The following is a 17,193-nucleotide window of genomic DNA, read 5'->3' as shown; positions in this document are numbered from 1 at the left end:
GCGTCACGAGGAACAAGTTCATGAACATTTCCCGCTTCTTCATCGACCGTCCAATATTTGCCGGCGTGCTGTCGGCGACCATCTTTCTCGCCGGGCTGATTGCCATCTTCAACCTGCCGGTGTCCGAGTACCCGGATGTGGCGCCGCCGTCGGTGGTGGTCAGGGCACAGTACCCTGGCGCGCACCCGCAGACCATTGCTGAAACCGTGGCCACCCCCATCGAGGAGCAGGTCAACGGCGTGGAGGGCATGCTCTACATGAACTCCCAGGCCACGCCGGACGGCCAGTTGACCCTGACCGTGACCTTCCGCCTGGGTACCAACCCCGACCTGGCCCAGCAAATGGTGCAGAACCGCGTGAACCAGGCTTTGCCACGCCTGCCCGAACCGGTGCAGCGCCTGGGCGTTACCACCATCAAGAGCTCGCCGGACCTGACCATGGTGGTGCACCTGCGCTCGCCCAACGAGCGCTACGACATGCAGTACCTGCGCAACTACGCAGTGCTCAACATCAAGGACCAGTTGGCTCGCATCAACGGCATGGGCCAGGTCCAGGTGGCAGGCTCGGGCGATTACGCCATGCGCATCTGGCTTGATCCGCGCAAGCTGGCTGCGCGCAACCTGTCGCCGGGCGACGTGGTCCAGGCGCTGCGCGAGCAGAATGTCGATGCCGCGGCCGGCGTGATTGGTGCCTCGCCATCGGTGCCCGGCGTGGACTACCAGATCTCGGTCAACGCCAAGGGGCGCCTGAAGACCGAGGAGGAGTTCCGCGATGTGATCGTGCGCACGTCTGCCGATGGCTTGGTCACTCGCCTGCGCGATGTCGCTCGGGTGGAACTGGCAGCGGGCGAGTATGCGCTGCGCACGCTGGTCAACAACAAGCAGGCCACTGCGATCCTGATCTATCAGCTGCCCGGCTCCAACGCCTTGCAGATTTCCAAGGATGTTCGCCAGCGCATGGCCGAGCTCAAGCAGGCCATGCCCGAGGGTGTCGACTACCAGGTGGTGTACGACCCGACCGAGTTCGTGCGTTCGTCCATCGATGCGGTGATCCACACTCTGTTCGAGGCCATCCTGCTGGTGGTCGTGGTAGTGATCGTGTTCCTGCAGACCTGGCGCGCCTCGATCATCCCGCTGCTGGCCGTGCCGGTTTCGGTGGTGGGCACCTTTGCGGTGATGCTGGCGATGGGCTTCTCGATCAACGCGCTGAGCCTGTTCGGTTTGGTGTTGGCGATCGGCGTGGTGGTGGACGACGCGATCGTGGTGGTGGAGAACGTCGAGCGCAACATCGGCCTCGGGCTGAGCGCCCGTGAAGCCACCTACCAGGCCATGCGCGAGGTGTCGGGGCCGATCGTGGCGATCGCCCTCACGCTGTGTGCGGTATTCGTGCCGCTGGCCTTCGTCAGTGGCCTGTCGGGCCAGTTCTTCAAGCAGTTCGCCCTGACCATCGCGATTTCCACGGTGATCTCGGCGTTCAACTCACTGACCCTGTCGCCAGCGCTGGCGGCGCTATTGCTGAAGGGCCACGACGCACCCAAGGACGCCTTCCAACGGGCTTTCGACAAGCTGTTCGGCGGGTTCTTCGTGCGTTTCAACCGCCTCTTCGGCCGCGCTTCTGACCGCTACGGCGTTGGGGTTTCGCGCATCCTCAAGCGCAAGACCGCTGCGCTGCTGGTATACGGCCTGCTGGCGATGGCTGCGGTGCTGCTGTTCAACCGTGTACCGGCCGGCTTCGTCCCGCCCCAGGACAAGCAATACCTGGTGGGCTTCGTGCAACTGCCCGACGCGTCGTCGCTGGACCGTACCGAAGCGGTGCTGCGCGAGATGACCGCCACCGCCCTGGCCCAGCCGGGAGTGGAGGCGGTGACCGGCTATGCGGGCTGGTCGATCAACGGTTTCGTCAGCAGCCCGAACTCGGGGGTGGCATTCTTCGTGCTCAAAGACTTCGCCGAACGCAAGGGCGCGGACATGACAGGCAACGCCATCGCCGCGCAGCTCAATGCCAAGTTCGCCGATATCAAGGGTGCCTACACAGCGGTGTTCCCACCGCCACCGGTATCGGGCCTGGGTAGCGTGGGCGGCTTCAAGCTGCAGCTGCAGGACCGCGCGGCCTTGGGCAACGCAGCGCTCAACGACGCTTTGCAGGCGTTCATGGCCGAGGCCCGCAAGGCGCCGGAGCTGGCGGGCATGTTCTCCAGTTTTCAGATGAACGTGCCGCAGCTGTACGCCGATGTCGACCGTACCCGTGCCCAGCAGTTGGGCCTGTCGATCCCGTCGGTGTTCGAAGCGCTGCAGGTCTACCTGGGCTCGTTGTACGTGAACGACTTCAACGCCTTCGGCCGTACCTTCCAGGTCAAGGTCCAGGCAGATGCGCAATTCCGTGCCCATGCCGAAGATATCGCCCTGCTCAAGACTCGCAACGACAAGGGTCAGATGGTGCCGTTGGCTTCGGTGCTGAAGATCGAGCAGCGCTATGGCCCCGACCAGGCGATGCGCTACAACGGCTTCCCCTCGGCCGATGTCAGCGGTGCGCCAGCTGCCGGCTACAGCAGCGGTCAGGCCTTGCAGGCGGTGGAGCGCATCGCCGCGCAGACCCTGCCGCGCGGTATCGGCTACGAATGGACCGAGATCACCTACCAGGACAAGATTGCCGGCAACACCTTGGTCATCATCCTGCCGCTGGCGATGCTGCTGGTGTTCTTCGTCCTCGCTGCGCAGTACGAAAGCCTGACGTTGCCGATCGCTGTGCTGCTGATTGTGCCGATGGGCATCCTCTCGGCGATTGCGGGGGTATGGATGACCGGCGGCGACAACAACCTGTTCACCCAGATCAGCTTTGTGGTGCTGGTGGGGCTGGCGTGCAAGAACGCCATTCTCATTGTCGAGTTCGCCCATGAGCTTGAGCATCAGGGCCGTTCGATCCGACAGGCTGCAATCGAGGCCGCGCGCTTGCGCCTGCGGCCAATCCTGATGACTTCGATCGCCTTCATCGCCGGCGTGGTGCCGTTGATCCTGGCCACCGGTGCCGGCGCCGAGATGCGTCATGCCATGGGTATTGCCGTGTTCACCGGGATGATCGGGGTGACCCTGTTCGGCCTGTTCCTCACGCCGCTGTTCTACGTGCTACTGCGCCAGTTCTCGGTCCGTTTTACCCGTGGTGCCGGCGCGCCAGCTGCCCAGCGCGACGCTCGCGCCGCTTCTGTGGAGGGTTGACGCATGAAAAGCCTGAAACCTGCCGATAGCCGCCTGACCTTGGCCGCACCGCAAGCCTTGGCTGTGTGCTGACGGCTGGACACAGGTGGCGCCGGGGCGGCACTGGTCTGCGGTTTTTCCCGCGGATTGGTGGTGGTCTGCCCCGGCACCGTACCCTACAGTCAGCAGAAAAAATACTCAGGAGCCTACAATGGAGCCTCGTCTCGATTACTACGCGGCGTCCCCCGGGGCAATGAAGGCGATGCTCATACTGGAAGCTATGACCGGTAACTTGACCATCGAGCAGCCACTGCTGCACCTGATCAAGATCCGCGCATCGCAGCTCAATGGTTGTGCCTTCTGTACCGACATGCACTCGATCGACGCAAGACGGTTAGGGGAAACCGACCGCAGGCTGTACTCGATCGTGGTCTGGCGCAGCAGCGGCTTCTTCACCCCCCGGGAAAAGGCGGCCCTGGCCTGGACCGAGGCGTTGACCTCGCTGACTGACGGCGAGGTTTCCGACGAGGTCTACCAGCAGCTTGAAGCGTACTTCAGCGAAACCGAAAGGGTCGACCTGACCATGGCGATCAATGTCATCAGCAGCTGGAATCGCCTGGCGGTGGGCTTCAGGCAGAAACCCTGCACCTGACGCCGTCGACAATAGAACTGCCCGTAACTCATTGAATTGGCAGGGACCCTGTGGGAGCAACTGTCTTGCTCAAATTCTAAAAGTTGGCGCGATCCCCTTTGGGAGCGGCCTTGTGTCGCGAAAGGGCTGCAACGCAGCCCCAGGGTACGCGGACCGCTTGCGAATCCAGTTCTCTACGCGACGCGCAGCCCAAAGGGCAGGGTGATCGCCCACAGGTTTTATTGCAGGGTTACCGGCTTCATGCCATCCGGCAGCTTTTGAATAGCTGCCTCCATCCGCGCGATCGGTGCCGCGAGTTCGTCCGCTTCCTTGTCCTTGCCCTCCCTTCTCAGGCGATCACGCTCAAGGCGTAGGTTAAGCAAATTCTTCTGCAGCTTCAGGGCCGAGGTATTGAACGGATCCATGCTTTTCTCACGCTGTAGGCTTCCGTGCCGTTGTAGGAAAACTGGACCGTAGCAGCTCGAATTTGCTGGAGAAACTGATGTTTCATACAGGCAAATCTCACTGCTTCGATTCTTCCTACATTGCGAGGTAAAAGATCCTACAAGCCGCATTTCAAATCGTGTCTTTCAAATTCGCCTCAACACCGCGCGGTAGCTGGGCACAACCGGTTTTCGACAATGCAGGCCCTCGATGCGGCTCAAACCAGGGCCTGCCGTTCCTTTCGAAACCTTATGTAGCAATTGCCGACCCGCAAGCTACAGGTGGTCCGCATCCACCACCGCCTGGGTGAACGCCTGCGGCGCTTCCTGCGGCAGGTTGTGGCCGATGCCGCCGCTGATCAGCCGGTACTCGTACTTGCCGGTAAAGCGCTGCGCATAGGCTTCGGCCGGTGGGTGCGGGGCGCCGTTGGCGTCGCCCTCCAGGGTGATGGTCGGTACGCCGATGCTGGGGAAGCTGGCCAGTTTGGCCTCGAGCGGGTCGTAGCGTGTTTCGCCCTGGGCCAGCCCCAGCCGCCAGCGGTAGTTGTGCACGGTGATCGCCACCTGGTCGGGGTTGTCCAGGGCCTTGGCGCTGCGCTCGAAGGTGGCGTCGTCGAAGGCCCACTTGGGCGAGGCGGTTTGCCAGATCAGCTTGGCGAAGGCATGGCGGTTCTTTTCATAGCCGGCCTGGCCGCGCGCGGTGGCGAAGTAGTACTGGTACCACCACTGCAACTCGGCACTGGGGGGCAGGGGGGCTTTGGCGGCTTCCTGGCTGCTGATCAGGTAGCCGCTGACCGATACCAGTGCCTTTACCCGCTCTGGCCACAGCGCCGAGACAATATCGGCGGTGCGTGCGCCCCAGTCGAAGCCGGCGAGCACGGCACGCTGGATATGCAGCGCATCCATGAAGGCGATCACGTCGCTGGCCAGTGCCGAGGGCTGGGCATTGCGTGGGGTTGCCGCAGACAGGAAGCGGGTCTGCCCGTAACCACGTACGTAGGGCACCAACACCCGGTAGCCTTTTGCCGCCAAGGCGGGTGCAACTTGCTCGAAGCTGTGAATGTCATACGGCCAGCCATGCAGCAGGACCACCACCGGGCCCTCGGCCGGGCCTTGCTCTACGTAAGCCACATCGAGCACGCCAGCGTTGACGTGTTTCAGCGGGCCAAAGTCATCCGCCGCTGCGGCGGCTGGCTGGGGCTGCTGTGGTGCAGCCGTGGCCATGTTGGTCGCCAGCAGGCCAAGTGGCAGCAGGGCACAGGCGAGCAGCGTACGGCTGAAGCGGCGTGGCAGGGCGGTGGTCGAGTGGCGGGCAGACATCGGGCATCTCCTTGGCGAAGCCATCGGTGCGGGTTGATGGGTGCCAGTAAAGATGACGGCTGTATCGCGGATGTGTCCGCTCGGCCCGCAGGAAACGTTCTTGTGTATCAGGTCTCAATTTGTACACATGAAGATACAAACACCGGCTGGCAGCGGGTTTTGCCGCTTCTGCTACGATCGATAAGTTTTCCGGCCAAGGAGAGGCCCATGCATTACGTTGTGATTGAACCTCACCGCAGTGAGTACCCGCGGCCCATCCGCTTCGCCAAGGGCACCTTGCTGAACATTGGCCCACGCTACGAGGGCGAGGCAGGTTGGCAGGACTGGTACCTGTGCACCTGCACCGGCCAGGAGCCCGGCTGGGTGCCGGCCCAATTGATCGAGCGGCTCAGCGTGTGCCAGGGCAGGGCGCTGGACCACTACTCGGCGCATGAACTGGATGCCGACCCGGGGCAGTTGGTGCAGATGGTGCGCCCGCTCAATGGCTGGGTCTGGTGCAGGCGCCACGGCAGCGATGAGTTCGGCTGGTTGCCTGCGCAGAAGCTTCAGCAGCTGACCTGATATGCCGCAAACTCGGCCTGCAACCGGGCACGGCTTTGTGTAGGAGCGGCCTTGTGTCGCGATGGGCTGCGCAGCAGCCCCAGTAATTTGTGCTTGAACATTGAGATCCTTGGGGGGACTGCTGCGCAGCCCATCGCGACACAAGGCCGCTCCTACACGTGACCCGGTTCAATTGGAGAGCGTGCCAGTCTTCGCATCTGATCCGCTTTTTTTCCATAAACCTGAATCTGTAACGGTATCAGCCCAAGCCCGACAATATGCCCATTCCCGCATCACACTTGTAGAGGTTCCAATGGGCAAGCTCGCGCTATTCCTGGGTGGTTTTCTGCTGCTGACCATTCTGATCGGTATTCTTGGCACCATTCCGCCAAGCTGACGTTAACCACCTATATCCCCTCGCGGCCTGCCTGTCCTTCGGGCGGGCCCATTCCTCTTCATTGTTGGCCGATTCACCCTACCGATTTGTACGATAAGTCGTTCTTTGCACTGGGAAAACTGTCCACAAAAAACGTGGGTAGGTCTGTGGATAAAGTGCTGCAAGCCAGGCCTGCGGCGGGCTCTGTTAAATTGAGCAGAATTTGAACAGCCGTTTCAGGGCGTTGTTTCAGTAGGCCAGGCCGGCGCGGCGCAGGGCAACCAGCAGGTCGCGTACCCGCGCCGGCAGCTCGCCGGCGGGGTACACGGCATGCATCTGCGGGTCCTGGCCGTTGCTGGAGGTCAGGCGGTACTGCGGGCATACCCGCACCAGTCGCCCGGCCTTGACCTGCGCTTCGCCGACCCAGGCGGCCAGGCGGGCGATACCGGCGCCGGCCAGGGTGCTGTGGTACACCGCGTCACCTGAGTCCAGGCGCAGCCTGGGCCTGGGGCGCAGGCTGGTGATCTGGCCGTCGCGGCAGAAGTGCCAGGCCTTGAGGATGCGCGGTGCAGTGTGCAGGATCAGCGCGTGGCCTTCGAGGTCCTCGGGTTGTTGTGGCGTGCCGGCCAGGGCCAGGTATTCAGGGCTTGCATACAGGTGGCGCTGGTAATCCCACAGCGGGTAGCCGATCAGTTCGCTCGACTGCGGAAAGGCACCGCGCACCACGAAGTCGAACTTGCCTTGCAGCGGGTCCAGGGCCCCGTCGCTGTACTGCACGTCCAGGGTTACCTGGGGGTGGCAGCGGGAAAAATCGGCAAGCACCTGGGGCAGGACATGTTCGCCCAGTACCTGCGGCACGGCGAAGCGGATCCAGCCTTGTGCACTGCCGCTGAGCGCGGCCAGTTCGTCGGCGGCATCACGTTGCACATCCAGCAAGCGTTCGGCGTGTGGCAGCAGGCGCTCCCCGGCTTCGGTCAGGGTCACGGCATTGGCGTTGCGGTTGAGCAGTTTGCTCCCGGCGTTGTCTTCCAGGGTTTGTACCGCGCGGGTGACCGCGCTGGGTGAGCGCCCCAGGGCGCGTGCGGCGGCGACGAAGCTGCGCTTGTGCGCCACGCTGACGAACGCCTGGATTTCCCGCAGCATGTCCAATGCCATTGCCTGCTCCTCGTTGCAGTTTTTGCAATATGGCATTTCAACACAAGCGCGGCACTTTGATTAGCCTTGCAGGCGTCTTCACTGCCTGGAACCGCGTCATGATGGATATCGCTGTGCTTTCCGTGTTCGCCTTCGCCGCTGGGCTGATCGACGCCGCCGTGGGTGGCGGTGGGCTGATCCAGATCCCGGCCTTGTTCAACGTGCTGCCCACCGCGCAACCGGCGGCATTGCTCGGTAGCAACAAGCTGGCGTCGGTGTGTGGCACGGCCTTCGCTGCGCGTTCGTTCATCCGCAGGGTGACGCTGGACTGGGGGTTGATCGTGCCGGCTGCGCTCAGTGCCTTCGTCATGTCATTCGCCGGTGCCGCCACGGTGTCGCTGGTGCCGCCCAGCGTGATGCGCCCGGCGGTGCTGGTACTGATCGTGCTGATGGCCATCTACACCTTCTGCAAGAAGGACTTCGGCACGCTGCACAAACCCACAAGGATCGGCCGCAAGGAGCAGTGCCTGGCGGTGCTGATCGGTGGCGCGATCGGCTTTTACGATGGCCTGTTCGGGCCGGGCACCGGCAGCTTCCTGATCTTCCTGTTCATCCGCTTCTTCGCTTTGGACTTCCTGCATGCCTCGGCGTCGGCCAAGGTGGTGAACATCGCCACCAACCTGGCGGCACTGGTGTTCTTCGTGCCATCGGGCAACGTGCTGTACGCCATCGCCTTGCCCATGGCGGCGTGCAATATCCTCGGTGCGCTGACCGGTACCTGGCTGGCGGTGCGCAAGGGCGCGGGCTTTGTACGCGGGCTGTTCCTGGTGCTGTTGTGCGTGCTGATCGCCAAGTTGACGTGGGACTTGCTGGCCGGCTAGCTCACATCACCTGGCGTTGCGGCTCGGCCTGCTCGACGCGGTTGCGGCCATGGGCCTTGGCTCGGTACAGCGCCTGGTCGGCGCGCGCCAGCAGTTCGTCGAGGGTGGGGGCCGGCATGTCGGCGGCACAACCGGCCAGGCCGATACTCACGGTAATTTGCAGGTGTTGGTCGGCCTGCACCACATGCAGGTCCTGCACGGCGCGGCGCAGGCGTTCGGCAGTGAACTTGGCCCGGTCTGGTGCCAGGCCTGGGAGGATCACGACAAATTCCTCGCCGCCCAGGCGGGCGAACAGTTCGCCATCGTGCAGCTGGTCCTGCAGGGTGCCGGCGAACTGGCGCAGCACCTGGTCACCGACCGCATGGCCGTGGGCATCATTGATCGACTTGAAGTGGTCGATATCCAGCATCATCAGGGTCAGCGGCAGCGCCTGGGCGTGTTGCTGGCGGCTTTCCAGCAGCGCGTTGGCGCGGCGGGTGAAGGCGCTGCGGGTGAGCACGCCGGTGAGGTGGTCGATGGTGGCCTGATGCGCCAGGCGGGCCATCAGGCTGCGGTTGGCCTGGCTGACACAGGCCACCACCAGCGGCCCGAGCACCAGCATGGCGATGCCCAGGCGCGCTGACATCAGCGTGGTTACCCCGGGCTCGCTTTGCGGCACGCTGAAATGCATGAGGTTTTGCGCCACCGCCACGATCAGCGTGCTGCCGGCGGTGAGTGTCAGCAGTGAGACCAGGAACGGTGAATAAGTCCAGGCGCACCACAGCAGCGCGGCAATCGGGAAGGCAATGGCCCCGGGGCCGCCGAAGGCAATGCTGGACGCCAGCGAGGCCAGCAGCATCAACAACGGCGCCAGGCGGATGGCCTGGGCGCCACCGCGCACCAGGGCTCGCGCCGAGGGCGCCGTCAGCAGCACTGGCAGCACCAGCACGCTGGTCGAGAACTGTTCACTGAACCAGGCCAGCCAAGTGGCGCGCAAGGACTGTTCGAACCACGGCGCGGCCATTGCCGCCGCCATGCTGGCCGCCACAATCGCCCCGGCGGCACAGGCGCCGAACACGCTGAGCACGCCGTGGGGGGTACGCATGCGCCGGTGCAGGCGCGGCAAGCGCGAGAGCAGCAGCCAGAGTGTGACCACCACGCCCAGGTTGCACAGGTTGAACCACAGGGCCGGTACCCAGGCGCTGCCACACAGCAGGTCGGCGCCGACCATGGCCAGCCAGATCAGGGCAAAGCCCGTCAGCGTGGCCTGGCGGGGGTAGCGCAGCAGCAAACCGGCCAATACCGCATTGACCGGCCAGAACAGCGACAGGGATTCGATCGGGCGGGCCAGGATGCCGCCCAGCGTCAGGGCGAAGGTCAGGCCGAGTAGAACGACGTAGTGCAACAAGCGCGATTGGGCTGGAAAAACCATGGGCTCGACCGGCAAAGCGGAAACGAAATCCAGGACAACGGCTTGAAGCACCTGGGGCAATTGCGCATAAGTGTGTTTCGTCAGGGGACTTGATGTCAATCTGCCGCGATTGGTCGAGATAATGCCAAATTGCCTTCATTCGAGACGAGTTACCTCACAGCCCGAAGAGCCACGGCACCATCAACACGGTCACCAGCATCACCAGTACGGTGAACGGCACGCCGACTTTGACGAAGTCGACGAAGCGGTATTGTCCCGGGCCCAGTACCAGCGTGTTGACCGGCGATGACACCGGCGTCATGAACGCCGCCGAGGCGGCCAGCGCCACGGTCATGGCAAACGGGTAGGGCGACATGCCCAGCTGCGTGGCGGTGCTGACGGCCACGGGGGCCATCAGTACTGCAGTGGCCGTGTTGGAGATGAACAGGCCGATCACCGCCGTGACCGCGAACAGGCAGGCGAGGATGGCGCCGGGGCCGGCACCGCCCAGCACGCTGACCAGGCCGCCCACTGCCAGGTCGATGCCGCCGGTTTTCTGCAGTGCCTGGGCAAAGGGCAGCATGCCGACGATCAGCACCAGGCTTTGCCAGTGGATGGCCCGGTAGGCGCTGTTCATGTCGATGCAGCGGCCTGCGCCCATCAGCAGGCAGCCGATCAGCGCGGCAATCACATTGGGTACCGCGCCGCTGACCATCAGCCCGACCATCACCGCCAGGCTCAGCAGCGCCTGTGGTGCGCGGGTGCGGGCGGGCGCGACCAGGTCGATTTCCGCGGGCAGGCTCAGTACCAGGAAGTCCTTGGGCTTGCCTTGCAACTGGCGCACGGCCTTCCACGGGCCGACTACCAGCAAGGTGTCGCCCAGGCGCAGCTTTTCTTCCACCAGCTGTTCTTCGATCGCCACCTGCTCGCGGCGCAAGCCCACCACGTTGAGGTCGAAGCGAGTGCGGAAAGCCAGTTCGAGGATGCTCTTGCCGAGCAGTTTCGAACCTGGTGGCAGCAATACTTCGGCCATGCCCAGCTCCTGGGACTGGTCGATGAAGTAGGCGGCCTTGAAGTGCAGTGGCTCCAGTTGCATGGTCTGGCACAGGCTGCGCAGGTCGTCGCGGTTGGCGAACAGGTCGAGCAGCAGCACATCGCCCTGGTGCAGCACGGTGCTGGAGTCGGCGGCGATCACCCGCGTGGTGAACTTGTGCTGGCGTTCGATACCGATCACGTTGGCGCCATGCCGGGTGCGCAGCTCCAACTCGCCCAGGGTATGACCGATCAGCGGCGAGTGGGGGCGGATGCGCAGGCGCCGTTCGCGGCCGTTGAGCTTGTAATCCAGCACCAGGTCCAGCAGGGTGCGGCGGCTTTCGACGCGGCCGTCCTTGCGCACTTCGCCATTCAGCCAATGCCGGGTCAGCAGCATGTAGCCGATGCCCAGCACCAGCACCACCAGGCCGAACGGGGTGAAGCTGAAGAAGCTGAAGCCCGCTTCGCCATGGCGCACCAGTTCGCTGTGCACCACCACGTTGGGCGGTGTGGCCACCAGGCTGAGCATGCCGCTGATCAGGCCTGCGAAAGCCAACGGCATCATCAGGCGGGCGGGTGAAAGCTGCAGGCGTGCGGCGATGCTCAACACCACCGGAATGAAAATGGCCACCACGCCGGTGGAGCTCATCATCGAACCCAGCCCCGCCACGGCCACCATCAGCAACACCAGCAGGCGCGCCTCGCTGTTGCCGGCCCGCTCGCTCATCCATTCGCCGATACGGTAGGCAATACCGGTGCGCACCAGGCCTTCACCGATCACGAACAGGGCGGCGATCAACACCACGTTGGGGTCACTGAAGCCGGCCAGCGCCTGCTCCACGGTGAGGATGCCCGATAGCGGCAGGGCGAGGATCACCAGCAGCGCGACCACGTCCATGCGCGGGCGGTTGATGACGAACAGGGTGATGACGATGGCCAGCAGGCCGAGGACCCAGAGCAGCTCTTGGTTCATGGGGAGGGGGTGTTCCTTCACACGGGGGCACGATAGACAGTAGCAGCCAGTGTGCAGGATCGTGGTGAAGGGGGTGTTGATGTGCTGCAACAAAAAGGGCCGCTAGGCGGCCCATCGCTGGCAAGCCAGGCTCCCACAATGACTGCGCATGGCTTGAGGTCAATGCGGTCGAGGTGGGAGCTGGCTTGCCGGCGATGGGCTGCGCAGCAGCCCCTCAGGTCACCGGATCAGTGACGGTGACGGCGGTGCTTGCCGTTGTTGTCGCCCAGGTGGTTGCCGATGGCACCACCGGCTGCGCCACCCAGGCCAGCGCCCACGGTGGAGCCGGTCTTGCCGCCTACCGCGCCGCCCAGCAGCGAACCGCCGGCCGAGCCCAAGCCACCGCCGATGGCGGCTTCGGTACGGTTGCCCTTGCGTGCACCTACCGCACTGCCGGCTGCGCCGCCGAGGCCGGCGCCGATGGCCGCCCCCGTTTTGCCGCCGATCTGTTGACCGACCACGTTACCCAGAACACCACCCAGGCCACCGCCAATGGCGGCGGTACCGTCACCGGCGAAAGCGCCCTGGCACAGCAGCAGGCCGAGGGCAAGGGAAGGCAGAGTCAGACGCATGATACGAACCTCAAAGGAATCATCAGGTTAAGGTGCCGCGCAACGGGCGGCGGGCCAGGGTTGAAAAAGACGCTTCAGCGGTAGTAGCGGTCACCACGGTATTGACGATCGTCATCATCGTCGTCGCGGTCATGCCGATGGTGGTGGCGATGGCCACGATCGCGATCACGGTCACGCCAGCCATCGTCGTCGTCATGGTAGCGATGGCTATGGCACCCTGCGGTCAGCAGGACAACGGCAATCAGCGAAAGGCTTGCAAGACGGGTAATCACGATATAGGTCCTTGATCCGCAAAGGTTTACGGCACACCCTCTGAGACTGGAAAGGATCCATTTGGTTTCGCTGGCAGGCAAAAATTTGTCGTGCCAGCGATGAGCGGCGGGGAAAATGTGGAATCAGTGGGTTGGCTGAATTGCCAGCACCACACCGTTGGTGATCTGCACCAGCACGTAGCGCCCCCCCATGTTTACCCAGTGGCTTTCCTTTTCCGGCGCTGGCAGGCCCTTGGTTTTCCAGTCCTTGATTGCCTGGTCATCGCGTTTGTACTGGTCGGGTGCCTTGTCGCCGACCTTGAGCTCGCGGTTGTGGGTTTCTGGCGCGGTGATGCTTTCTTCGCCGGAGGGGGCTGCGGTGGCAGCGAGGGGCAGGCAGGGAAGGGCGGCGAACAGCAGGTAGTGCAATTTCATGACGTTCTCCTTGTGGCGGAATGCCTTATCTGCGACAGCCACCTGCGCGTGACAATTCACTCGCGATGCTTGCCAGTGCTAGAGTCGCCTTCTTTTTACCCTGAGGATGGAACATGCGTGCGATTCTGCCGATGGCCGCGGCGCTGATGCTGGTCGGTTGTGCTTCTGCGACCATGGAAACGGCCCGCGGCGGCAAGCCGACCGCGCAGCTCGACTCGCACAAGGCGCCGGAACTGGTGGCCCAGTGCATCCAGTTCAGCTGGCAGGAGGAGAAGGTGTTCGGCGACGACGCCAGTGGTTATCTGGAACCACGCAAGCAGGGTGGGTTCACGGTGTATACCCGTGAAGCCGAGGCGTTCGTGGATGTGTACCCGCAGGCGGGTGGGGCGCGGGTGGATTACTACGCGCAGAAGAACGACGGTTTGGCCCTGCAGCGCCGGGCGGCGGCGGCGACCTGCCTGTAACGGCTGGCGACTTGGCAGGGGCTCTGTGGGGTCGGGTGGGAGCGGGCGCGCCCGCGAACACCGGCGTAGCCGGTGCCAGCCACCGCGTTGTTTCTTCGCGGGCACGCCCGCTCCCACAGGCACCGCACCAGCATTACAATTTTTAGCAAGGCTTTTGTGTCGCAGGGAGATTGGTGGAGGCTAGCATGAGCCCCCACGAATCAAGGAAGACACCATGGACCGCTCACTGCAACTCAACCGCGCCAGCTGGGATGAACGTGCCCCGCTGCACGCTGCTTCCAACGACTACGAAGTCGAACGGCTCGTCCAGCATCCCGAACACCTTTCCGAGACCGTACGCTTCGACCTGCCGTTGCTTGGCAATATCGACGGGCTCAACGCCGTCCACCTGCAGTGCCACATCGGTACCGATACCCTCTCGCTGGCGCGCCTTGGCGCCAAGGTCTGTGGCCTGGACTATTCCGCGGCTTCGCTGGCCGAGGCGCGGGCGCTGGCCCAGCGCTGTGCGGCACCCATCGCGTATGTCGAGGCCGATGTTTACGACGCCGACAAGGTGTTGCCGGCCGGCACGTTCGACCTGGTCTACACCGGCATCGGCGCGCTCTGCTGGCTGCCTCGCATCGAGCCGTGGGCGCGTACAGTCGCGGCCCTGCTGAAGCCGGGCGGGCGGTTGTTCCTGCGCGATGGGCACCCGATGCTGATGGCAGTCAACGAAGACCACCAGGACCGCCTGCAACTCGAATACCCCTATTTCGAGCACGAAGAACCGACGGTATGGCACAACGACCAGACCTACGTCGAAACCGAGCAGCGCCTTTCCCACACCGAAACCCACGAGTGGAACCACGGCCTGGGCGAGGTGATCAGCGCCTTGCTGGCCCACGGCCTGCAGTTGACCGCCCTGGTCGAGCACCAGAGCATCCCCTGGGAAGCGCTGCCGGGGCAGATGGTCAAGGGCGACGACGGTGAATATCGCCTGCGCGAGCAGCCCGCACGCCTGCCCCTGAGCTACACCCTGGTTGCAGTAAAAGCCTGATCAGGACAGGTAGCCACCGTCGACATTGAGTGCGGTACCGGTGGTGTAGCTGGAAGCATCGCTGGCCAGGTACAACACGGCGCCGGCCATTTCCTTGGGGTCGGCCACGCGCTTGAGCGGGATCTGCTGCAGCGCGGCATTGAGGATGGCGTCGTTCTTCACCAGTGCCGAGGCGAACTTGGTGTCGGTCAGGCCCGGTAGCAGGGCGTTGCAGCGGATCCCGAACGGCGCGCATTCCTTGGCGAAGACCTTGGTCATGTTGATGACCGCCGCCTTGGTCACCGAATAGATGCCCTGGAACAGGCCGGGCGAAACCCCGTTGATCGAAGCCACGTTGATGATGCTGCCGCCACCATGCTCGCGCATCAGCTTGCCGGCCTCGACCGACATGAAGAAGTAGCCACGGATGTTCACGTCCACGGTCTTCTGGAAAGCTCCTGGGTCGGTATCCAGCACGTTGCAGAACTGCGGGTTGGTAGCGGCGTTGTTGACCAGGATGTCCAGCCGCCCGAATTGTTCGCGGATGCCGGCGAACACTTGCTGGATCTGCTCCAGTTCACCGATGTGGCAGGCCACCGCCGATGCCTTGCCACCGGCGGCGATGATGGCATCGGCCACCTGCTGGCAACCGTCGAGCTTGCGGCTGGACACGATCACATGGGCACCTTGCTGGGCCAACAGGTGGGCGATGGCCTCGCCGATGCCACGGCTGGCGCCGGAAACGAAGGCAATCTTGCCGTCGAGGTCGAACAGGTGGGTCTTGGACATGCTGTTTTCCTTGTTATCCGTCGTCGAGGTCGGGGCTCAGAGGCTGGACTTGGCGATGACCTGCAAGGTCATCTGCTCCAGCAAGCGGTTCATGTGGATGAACTGGGCGAAGCGCTTGTCCTGGGTCTGGCCGTGGTAATAGCGGTAGTAGATCTGCTGGACGATGCCGGCCAGGCGGAACAGGCCATAGCAGTAGTAGTAATCGAAGTTGTCCAGGCGGATGCCGGCGCGCTCGGCGTAGTAATCGACGAACTGGCGGCGGGTGAGCATGCCCGGCGCGTTGCTCGGCTGGCGACGCATCAGCTGCACCGGCGCCGGGTCGTCGGCCTCGATCCAGTAGGCCAGGCTGTTGCCCAGGTCCATCAGCGGGTCGCCGAGGGTGGCCATTTCCCAGTCCAGCACACCGATGATGCGCATGGGGTTGTCGGCATCGAGGATTACGTTGTCGAAACGGTAGTCGTTGTGCACGATGCCGGGCCGCGGGTGGTCGGCGGGCATTTTCTCGTGCAGCCACGCGGTCACCTGTTCCCAGCGCGGGGCGTCAGGGGTCAGGGCCTTTTCATAGCGGCTGGTCCAGCCCTCGATCTGGCGCTGCACATAGCCTTCCGGTTTGCCCAGGTCGGCCAGGCCGCAGGCGTTGTAGTCCACCTGGTGCAGTTCCACCAGGCGGTCGATGAAGCTCTTGCACAGGGCCTCGGTGCGGTTGGCGTCAAGGTCCAGCTCGGCCGGGATGTCCGAGCGCAGGATGATGCCCTTGACCCGCTCCATCACGTAGAACTCGCCGCCGATCAGGCTGCTGTCGGTGCAATGCACAAAGGCCTTGGGGCAGTAGGGGAAGCCGCTGTTCAGCTGGTTGAGGATGCGAAACTCGCGGCCCATGTCGTGGGCCGACTTGGCCTTCTGCCCGAACGGTGGACGGCGCAGCACGAAGTCGCGGCCCGGGTAGCTGACTAGGTAGGTAAGGTTGGAGGCGCCGCCAGGGAACTGGCTGATGCTCGGCAGGCCATCCAGGCCGGGGATGTTGGCTTTGAGGTAAGGGTCGATGACAGCCGCGTCGAGTTCTTCGCCGGGGCGTACCTGGGTGGACTGGTCGGTGAGCGTCATGCGTTTTCCTTATTCTCGATCGCAAGGACTATTGGCTAATCTAATGGTCCGCCGGGGATGGGACAAGCGTGCCAGATGCCATATAGGTGAGGGTGTTGCTGCCTGATCAACTGCCTTGATGAAGCGACTGGCCCTATCGCCGGCAAGCCAGCTCCCACAGGTACAGCGGCAACCTCGAGAGCAACGCTGTACCTGTGGGAGCTGGCTTGCCGGCGATAGGGCCCGAACAGGCGGGCAAAAAAAAACCGAAGCCGGTCAGGCTTCGGTTTTTCGATCATCCGCTATTTCCAGCCCTCAGGACGGGAACAGCTCGCTGAGCTTCATCGACAGCATCATGTCGCCTTCAACGCGCAGCTTGCCGCCCATGAATGCCTGCATGCCGTCGGTTTCGCCGCTGACGATACCCTTCAGGGTTTCGCTGTCCATTACCAGGGTGCAGTTGGCATCCGGGTTTTCGCCTTCCTGCAGATCGCAGGTGCCGTCCTTGACGATCAGCGCGTAGTGCTTGTCTTCGTCGGTGATGTTGAAGCCGAACACCAGGTCCAGGCCGGCGGCAGCGGATGGGTTGAACTTCTCTTGCATCTTTTTGACGGCATCAGCTACGGAGGTCATG

Annotated in this window: 18 protein-coding genes; 7 read left to right on the top strand and 11 right to left on the bottom strand. The window is 63.6% G+C overall.

Features of this window, described 5'->3' with window-relative positions; all coding sequences use genetic code 11:
• Positions 1-20 precede the first annotated feature (20 nt).
• Positions 21-3,212 carry an efflux RND transporter permease subunit gene (locus C163_RS16100; protein WP_025339713.1) on the top strand — a complete coding sequence of 1,064 codons (3,192 nt, stop codon included), beginning with the start codon at positions 21-23 and terminating at the stop codon, positions 3,210-3,212.
• 190 nt (positions 3,213-3,402) lie between these two features.
• Positions 3,403-3,843, top strand: a complete 441-nt coding sequence (locus C163_RS16095; RefSeq protein WP_025339712.1) for a carboxymuconolactone decarboxylase family protein — start codon at positions 3,403-3,405, stop codon at positions 3,841-3,843.
• Positions 3,844-4,061: 218 nt separating this feature from the next.
• On the opposite strand, the gene C163_RS16090 is transcribed toward C163_RS16095, so the two are convergent.
• Both C163_RS16090 and C163_RS16085 read right to left on the bottom strand, forming a co-directional pair.
• Entirely contained in the window at positions 4,062-4,247 is a 186-nt protein-coding gene (locus tag C163_RS16090; RefSeq protein WP_025339711.1) for a hypothetical protein, read from the bottom strand.
• A 294-nt stretch (positions 4,248-4,541) separates the two neighbouring features.
• The gene (locus C163_RS16085) at positions 4,542-5,585 is read right to left on the bottom strand and encodes an alpha/beta fold hydrolase (protein ID WP_025339710.1); all 1,044 of its coding nucleotides are present in this window, start codon (positions 5,583-5,585) and stop codon (positions 4,542-4,544) included.
• A gap of 207 nt (positions 5,586-5,792) precedes the next feature.
• Between C163_RS16085 and C163_RS16080 the strand changes: the two genes are divergently transcribed.
• Together C163_RS16080 and C163_RS27195 are read left to right on the top strand one after the other, a co-directional pair.
• Positions 5,793-6,146: an SH3 domain-containing protein gene (locus tag C163_RS16080; RefSeq protein ID WP_025339709.1), complete on the top strand. Its 354-nt coding sequence runs from the start codon at positions 5,793-5,795 to the stop codon at positions 6,144-6,146.
• A gap of 181 nt (positions 6,147-6,327) precedes the next feature.
• Positions 6,328-6,522, top strand: coding sequence for a hypothetical protein (locus C163_RS27195; RefSeq protein WP_155951628.1), 195 nt, complete (start codon positions 6,328-6,330; stop codon positions 6,520-6,522).
• Positions 6,523-6,750: 228 nt separating this feature from the next.
• On the opposite strand, the gene C163_RS16075 is transcribed toward C163_RS27195, so the two are convergent.
• On the bottom strand, positions 6,751-7,656 hold the full coding sequence (locus C163_RS16075) for a LysR family transcriptional regulator (RefSeq protein WP_025339708.1): 906 nt from the start codon (positions 7,654-7,656) through the stop codon (positions 6,751-6,753).
• Positions 7,657-7,754: 98 nt separating this feature from the next.
• On the opposite strand from C163_RS16075, the gene C163_RS16070 reads away from it, so the two are divergent.
• A complete protein-coding gene (locus tag C163_RS16070) occupies positions 7,755-8,516 on the top strand; it encodes a TSUP family transporter (RefSeq protein WP_025339707.1) in 762 nt (253 codons plus the stop codon).
• A 1-nt stretch (position 8,517) separates the two neighbouring features.
• On the opposite strand, the gene C163_RS16065 is transcribed toward C163_RS16070, so the two are convergent.
• The 5 genes from C163_RS16065 to C163_RS16045 all read right to left on the bottom strand — a co-directional run bounded on the left by C163_RS16065 (position 8,518) and on the right by C163_RS16045 (position 13,208).
• Positions 8,518-9,942, bottom strand: a complete 1,425-nt coding sequence (locus C163_RS16065) for a GGDEF domain-containing protein (protein ID WP_025339706.1) — start codon at positions 9,940-9,942, stop codon at positions 8,518-8,520.
• 139 nt (positions 9,943-10,081) lie between these two features.
• Entirely contained in the window at positions 10,082-11,911 is a 1,830-nt protein-coding gene (locus C163_RS16060) for an SLC13 family permease (RefSeq protein ID WP_025339705.1), read from the bottom strand.
• Between the two features lie 227 nt (positions 11,912-12,138).
• Positions 12,139-12,522: a glycine zipper domain-containing protein gene (locus tag C163_RS16055; RefSeq protein WP_025339704.1), complete on the bottom strand. Its 384-nt coding sequence runs from the start codon at positions 12,520-12,522 to the stop codon at positions 12,139-12,141.
• A 74-nt stretch (positions 12,523-12,596) separates the two neighbouring features.
• Complete coding sequence (locus C163_RS26600; RefSeq protein ID WP_081742349.1) at positions 12,597-12,791, bottom strand: hypothetical protein; 195 nt, start codon at positions 12,789-12,791, stop codon at positions 12,597-12,599.
• 126 nt (positions 12,792-12,917) lie between these two features.
• Complete coding sequence (locus C163_RS16045; RefSeq protein ID WP_025339702.1) at positions 12,918-13,208, bottom strand: RcnB family protein; 291 nt, start codon at positions 13,206-13,208, stop codon at positions 12,918-12,920.
• 113 nt (positions 13,209-13,321) lie between these two features.
• Between C163_RS16045 and C163_RS16040 the strand changes: the two genes are divergently transcribed.
• Positions 13,322-13,672 (top strand): hypothetical protein, encoded by a 351-nt coding sequence (locus tag C163_RS16040; protein WP_025339701.1) that lies wholly within the window; start codon positions 13,322-13,324, stop codon positions 13,670-13,672.
• A 214-nt stretch (positions 13,673-13,886) separates the two neighbouring features.
• Entirely contained in the window at positions 13,887-14,708 is an 822-nt protein-coding gene (locus tag C163_RS16035; protein WP_025339700.1) for a bifunctional 2-polyprenyl-6-hydroxyphenol methylase/3-demethylubiquinol 3-O-methyltransferase UbiG, read from the top strand.
• Here C163_RS16035 and C163_RS16030 read toward each other — a convergent pair whose 3' ends face one another.
• The 3 genes from C163_RS16030 to C163_RS16020 all read right to left on the bottom strand — a co-directional run bounded on the left by C163_RS16030 (position 14,709) and on the right by C163_RS16020 (position 17,192).
• Positions 14,709-15,476: an SDR family oxidoreductase gene (locus tag C163_RS16030; RefSeq protein WP_025339699.1), complete on the bottom strand. Its 768-nt coding sequence runs from the start codon at positions 15,474-15,476 to the stop codon at positions 14,709-14,711.
• Positions 15,477-15,512: 36 nt separating this feature from the next.
• Positions 15,513-16,580 (bottom strand): phosphotransferase family protein, encoded by a 1,068-nt coding sequence (locus C163_RS16025; protein WP_025339698.1) that lies wholly within the window; start codon positions 16,578-16,580, stop codon positions 15,513-15,515.
• Positions 16,581-16,874: 294 nt separating this feature from the next.
• Positions 16,875-17,192, bottom strand: coding sequence for an SCP2 sterol-binding domain-containing protein (locus C163_RS16020; protein WP_003257405.1), 318 nt, complete (start codon positions 17,190-17,192; stop codon positions 16,875-16,877).
• Between the last annotated feature and the right edge of the window lies 1 nt (position 17,193).

The organism is Pseudomonas sp. FGI182 (assembly GCF_000511325.1).
In the GTDB taxonomy this organism is placed as follows: Bacteria; Pseudomonadota; Gammaproteobacteria; order Pseudomonadales; family Pseudomonadaceae; genus Aquipseudomonas; species Aquipseudomonas putida_Z.
Note: the sequence above shows the minus strand (reverse complement) of the source record. Positions and strands in the feature narration are given on the sequence as shown.

Excerpts from the sequence above, each read along its gene's own strand:
- C163_RS16100 (WP_025339713.1), top strand. The coding sequence starts at position 21 with ATGAACATTTCCCGCTTCTTCATCGACCGTCCAATATTTGCCGGCGTG.
- C163_RS16095 (WP_025339712.1), top strand. The coding sequence starts at position 3,403 with ATGGAGCCTCGTCTCGATTACTACGCGGCGTCCCCCGGGGCAATGAAG.
- C163_RS16090 (WP_025339711.1), bottom strand. The coding sequence starts at position 4,247 with ATGGATCCGTTCAATACCTCGGCCCTGAAGCTGCAGAAGAATTTGCTT.
- C163_RS16085 (WP_025339710.1), bottom strand. The coding sequence starts at position 5,585 with ATGTCTGCCCGCCACTCGACCACCGCCCTGCCACGCCGCTTCAGCCGT.
- C163_RS16080 (WP_025339709.1), top strand. The coding sequence starts at position 5,793 with ATGCATTACGTTGTGATTGAACCTCACCGCAGTGAGTACCCGCGGCCC.
- C163_RS16075 (WP_025339708.1), bottom strand. The coding sequence starts at position 7,656 with ATGGCATTGGACATGCTGCGGGAAATCCAGGCGTTCGTCAGCGTGGCG.
- C163_RS16070 (WP_025339707.1), top strand. The coding sequence starts at position 7,755 with ATGATGGATATCGCTGTGCTTTCCGTGTTCGCCTTCGCCGCTGGGCTG.
- C163_RS16060 (WP_025339705.1), bottom strand. The coding sequence starts at position 11,911 with ATGAACCAAGAGCTGCTCTGGGTCCTCGGCCTGCTGGCCATCGTCATC.
- C163_RS16055 (WP_025339704.1), bottom strand. The coding sequence starts at position 12,522 with ATGCGTCTGACTCTGCCTTCCCTTGCCCTCGGCCTGCTGCTGTGCCAG.
- C163_RS16045 (WP_025339702.1), bottom strand. The coding sequence starts at position 13,208 with ATGAAATTGCACTACCTGCTGTTCGCCGCCCTTCCCTGCCTGCCCCTC.
- C163_RS16040 (WP_025339701.1), top strand. The coding sequence starts at position 13,322 with ATGCGTGCGATTCTGCCGATGGCCGCGGCGCTGATGCTGGTCGGTTGT.
- C163_RS16035 (WP_025339700.1), top strand. The coding sequence starts at position 13,887 with ATGGACCGCTCACTGCAACTCAACCGCGCCAGCTGGGATGAACGTGCC.
- C163_RS16030 (WP_025339699.1), bottom strand. The coding sequence starts at position 15,476 with ATGTCCAAGACCCACCTGTTCGACCTCGACGGCAAGATTGCCTTCGTT.
- C163_RS16025 (WP_025339698.1), bottom strand. The coding sequence starts at position 16,580 with ATGACGCTCACCGACCAGTCCACCCAGGTACGCCCCGGCGAAGAACTC.
- C163_RS16020 (WP_003257405.1), bottom strand. The coding sequence starts at position 17,192 with ATGACCTCCGTAGCTGATGCCGTCAAAAAGATGCAAGAGAAGTTCAAC.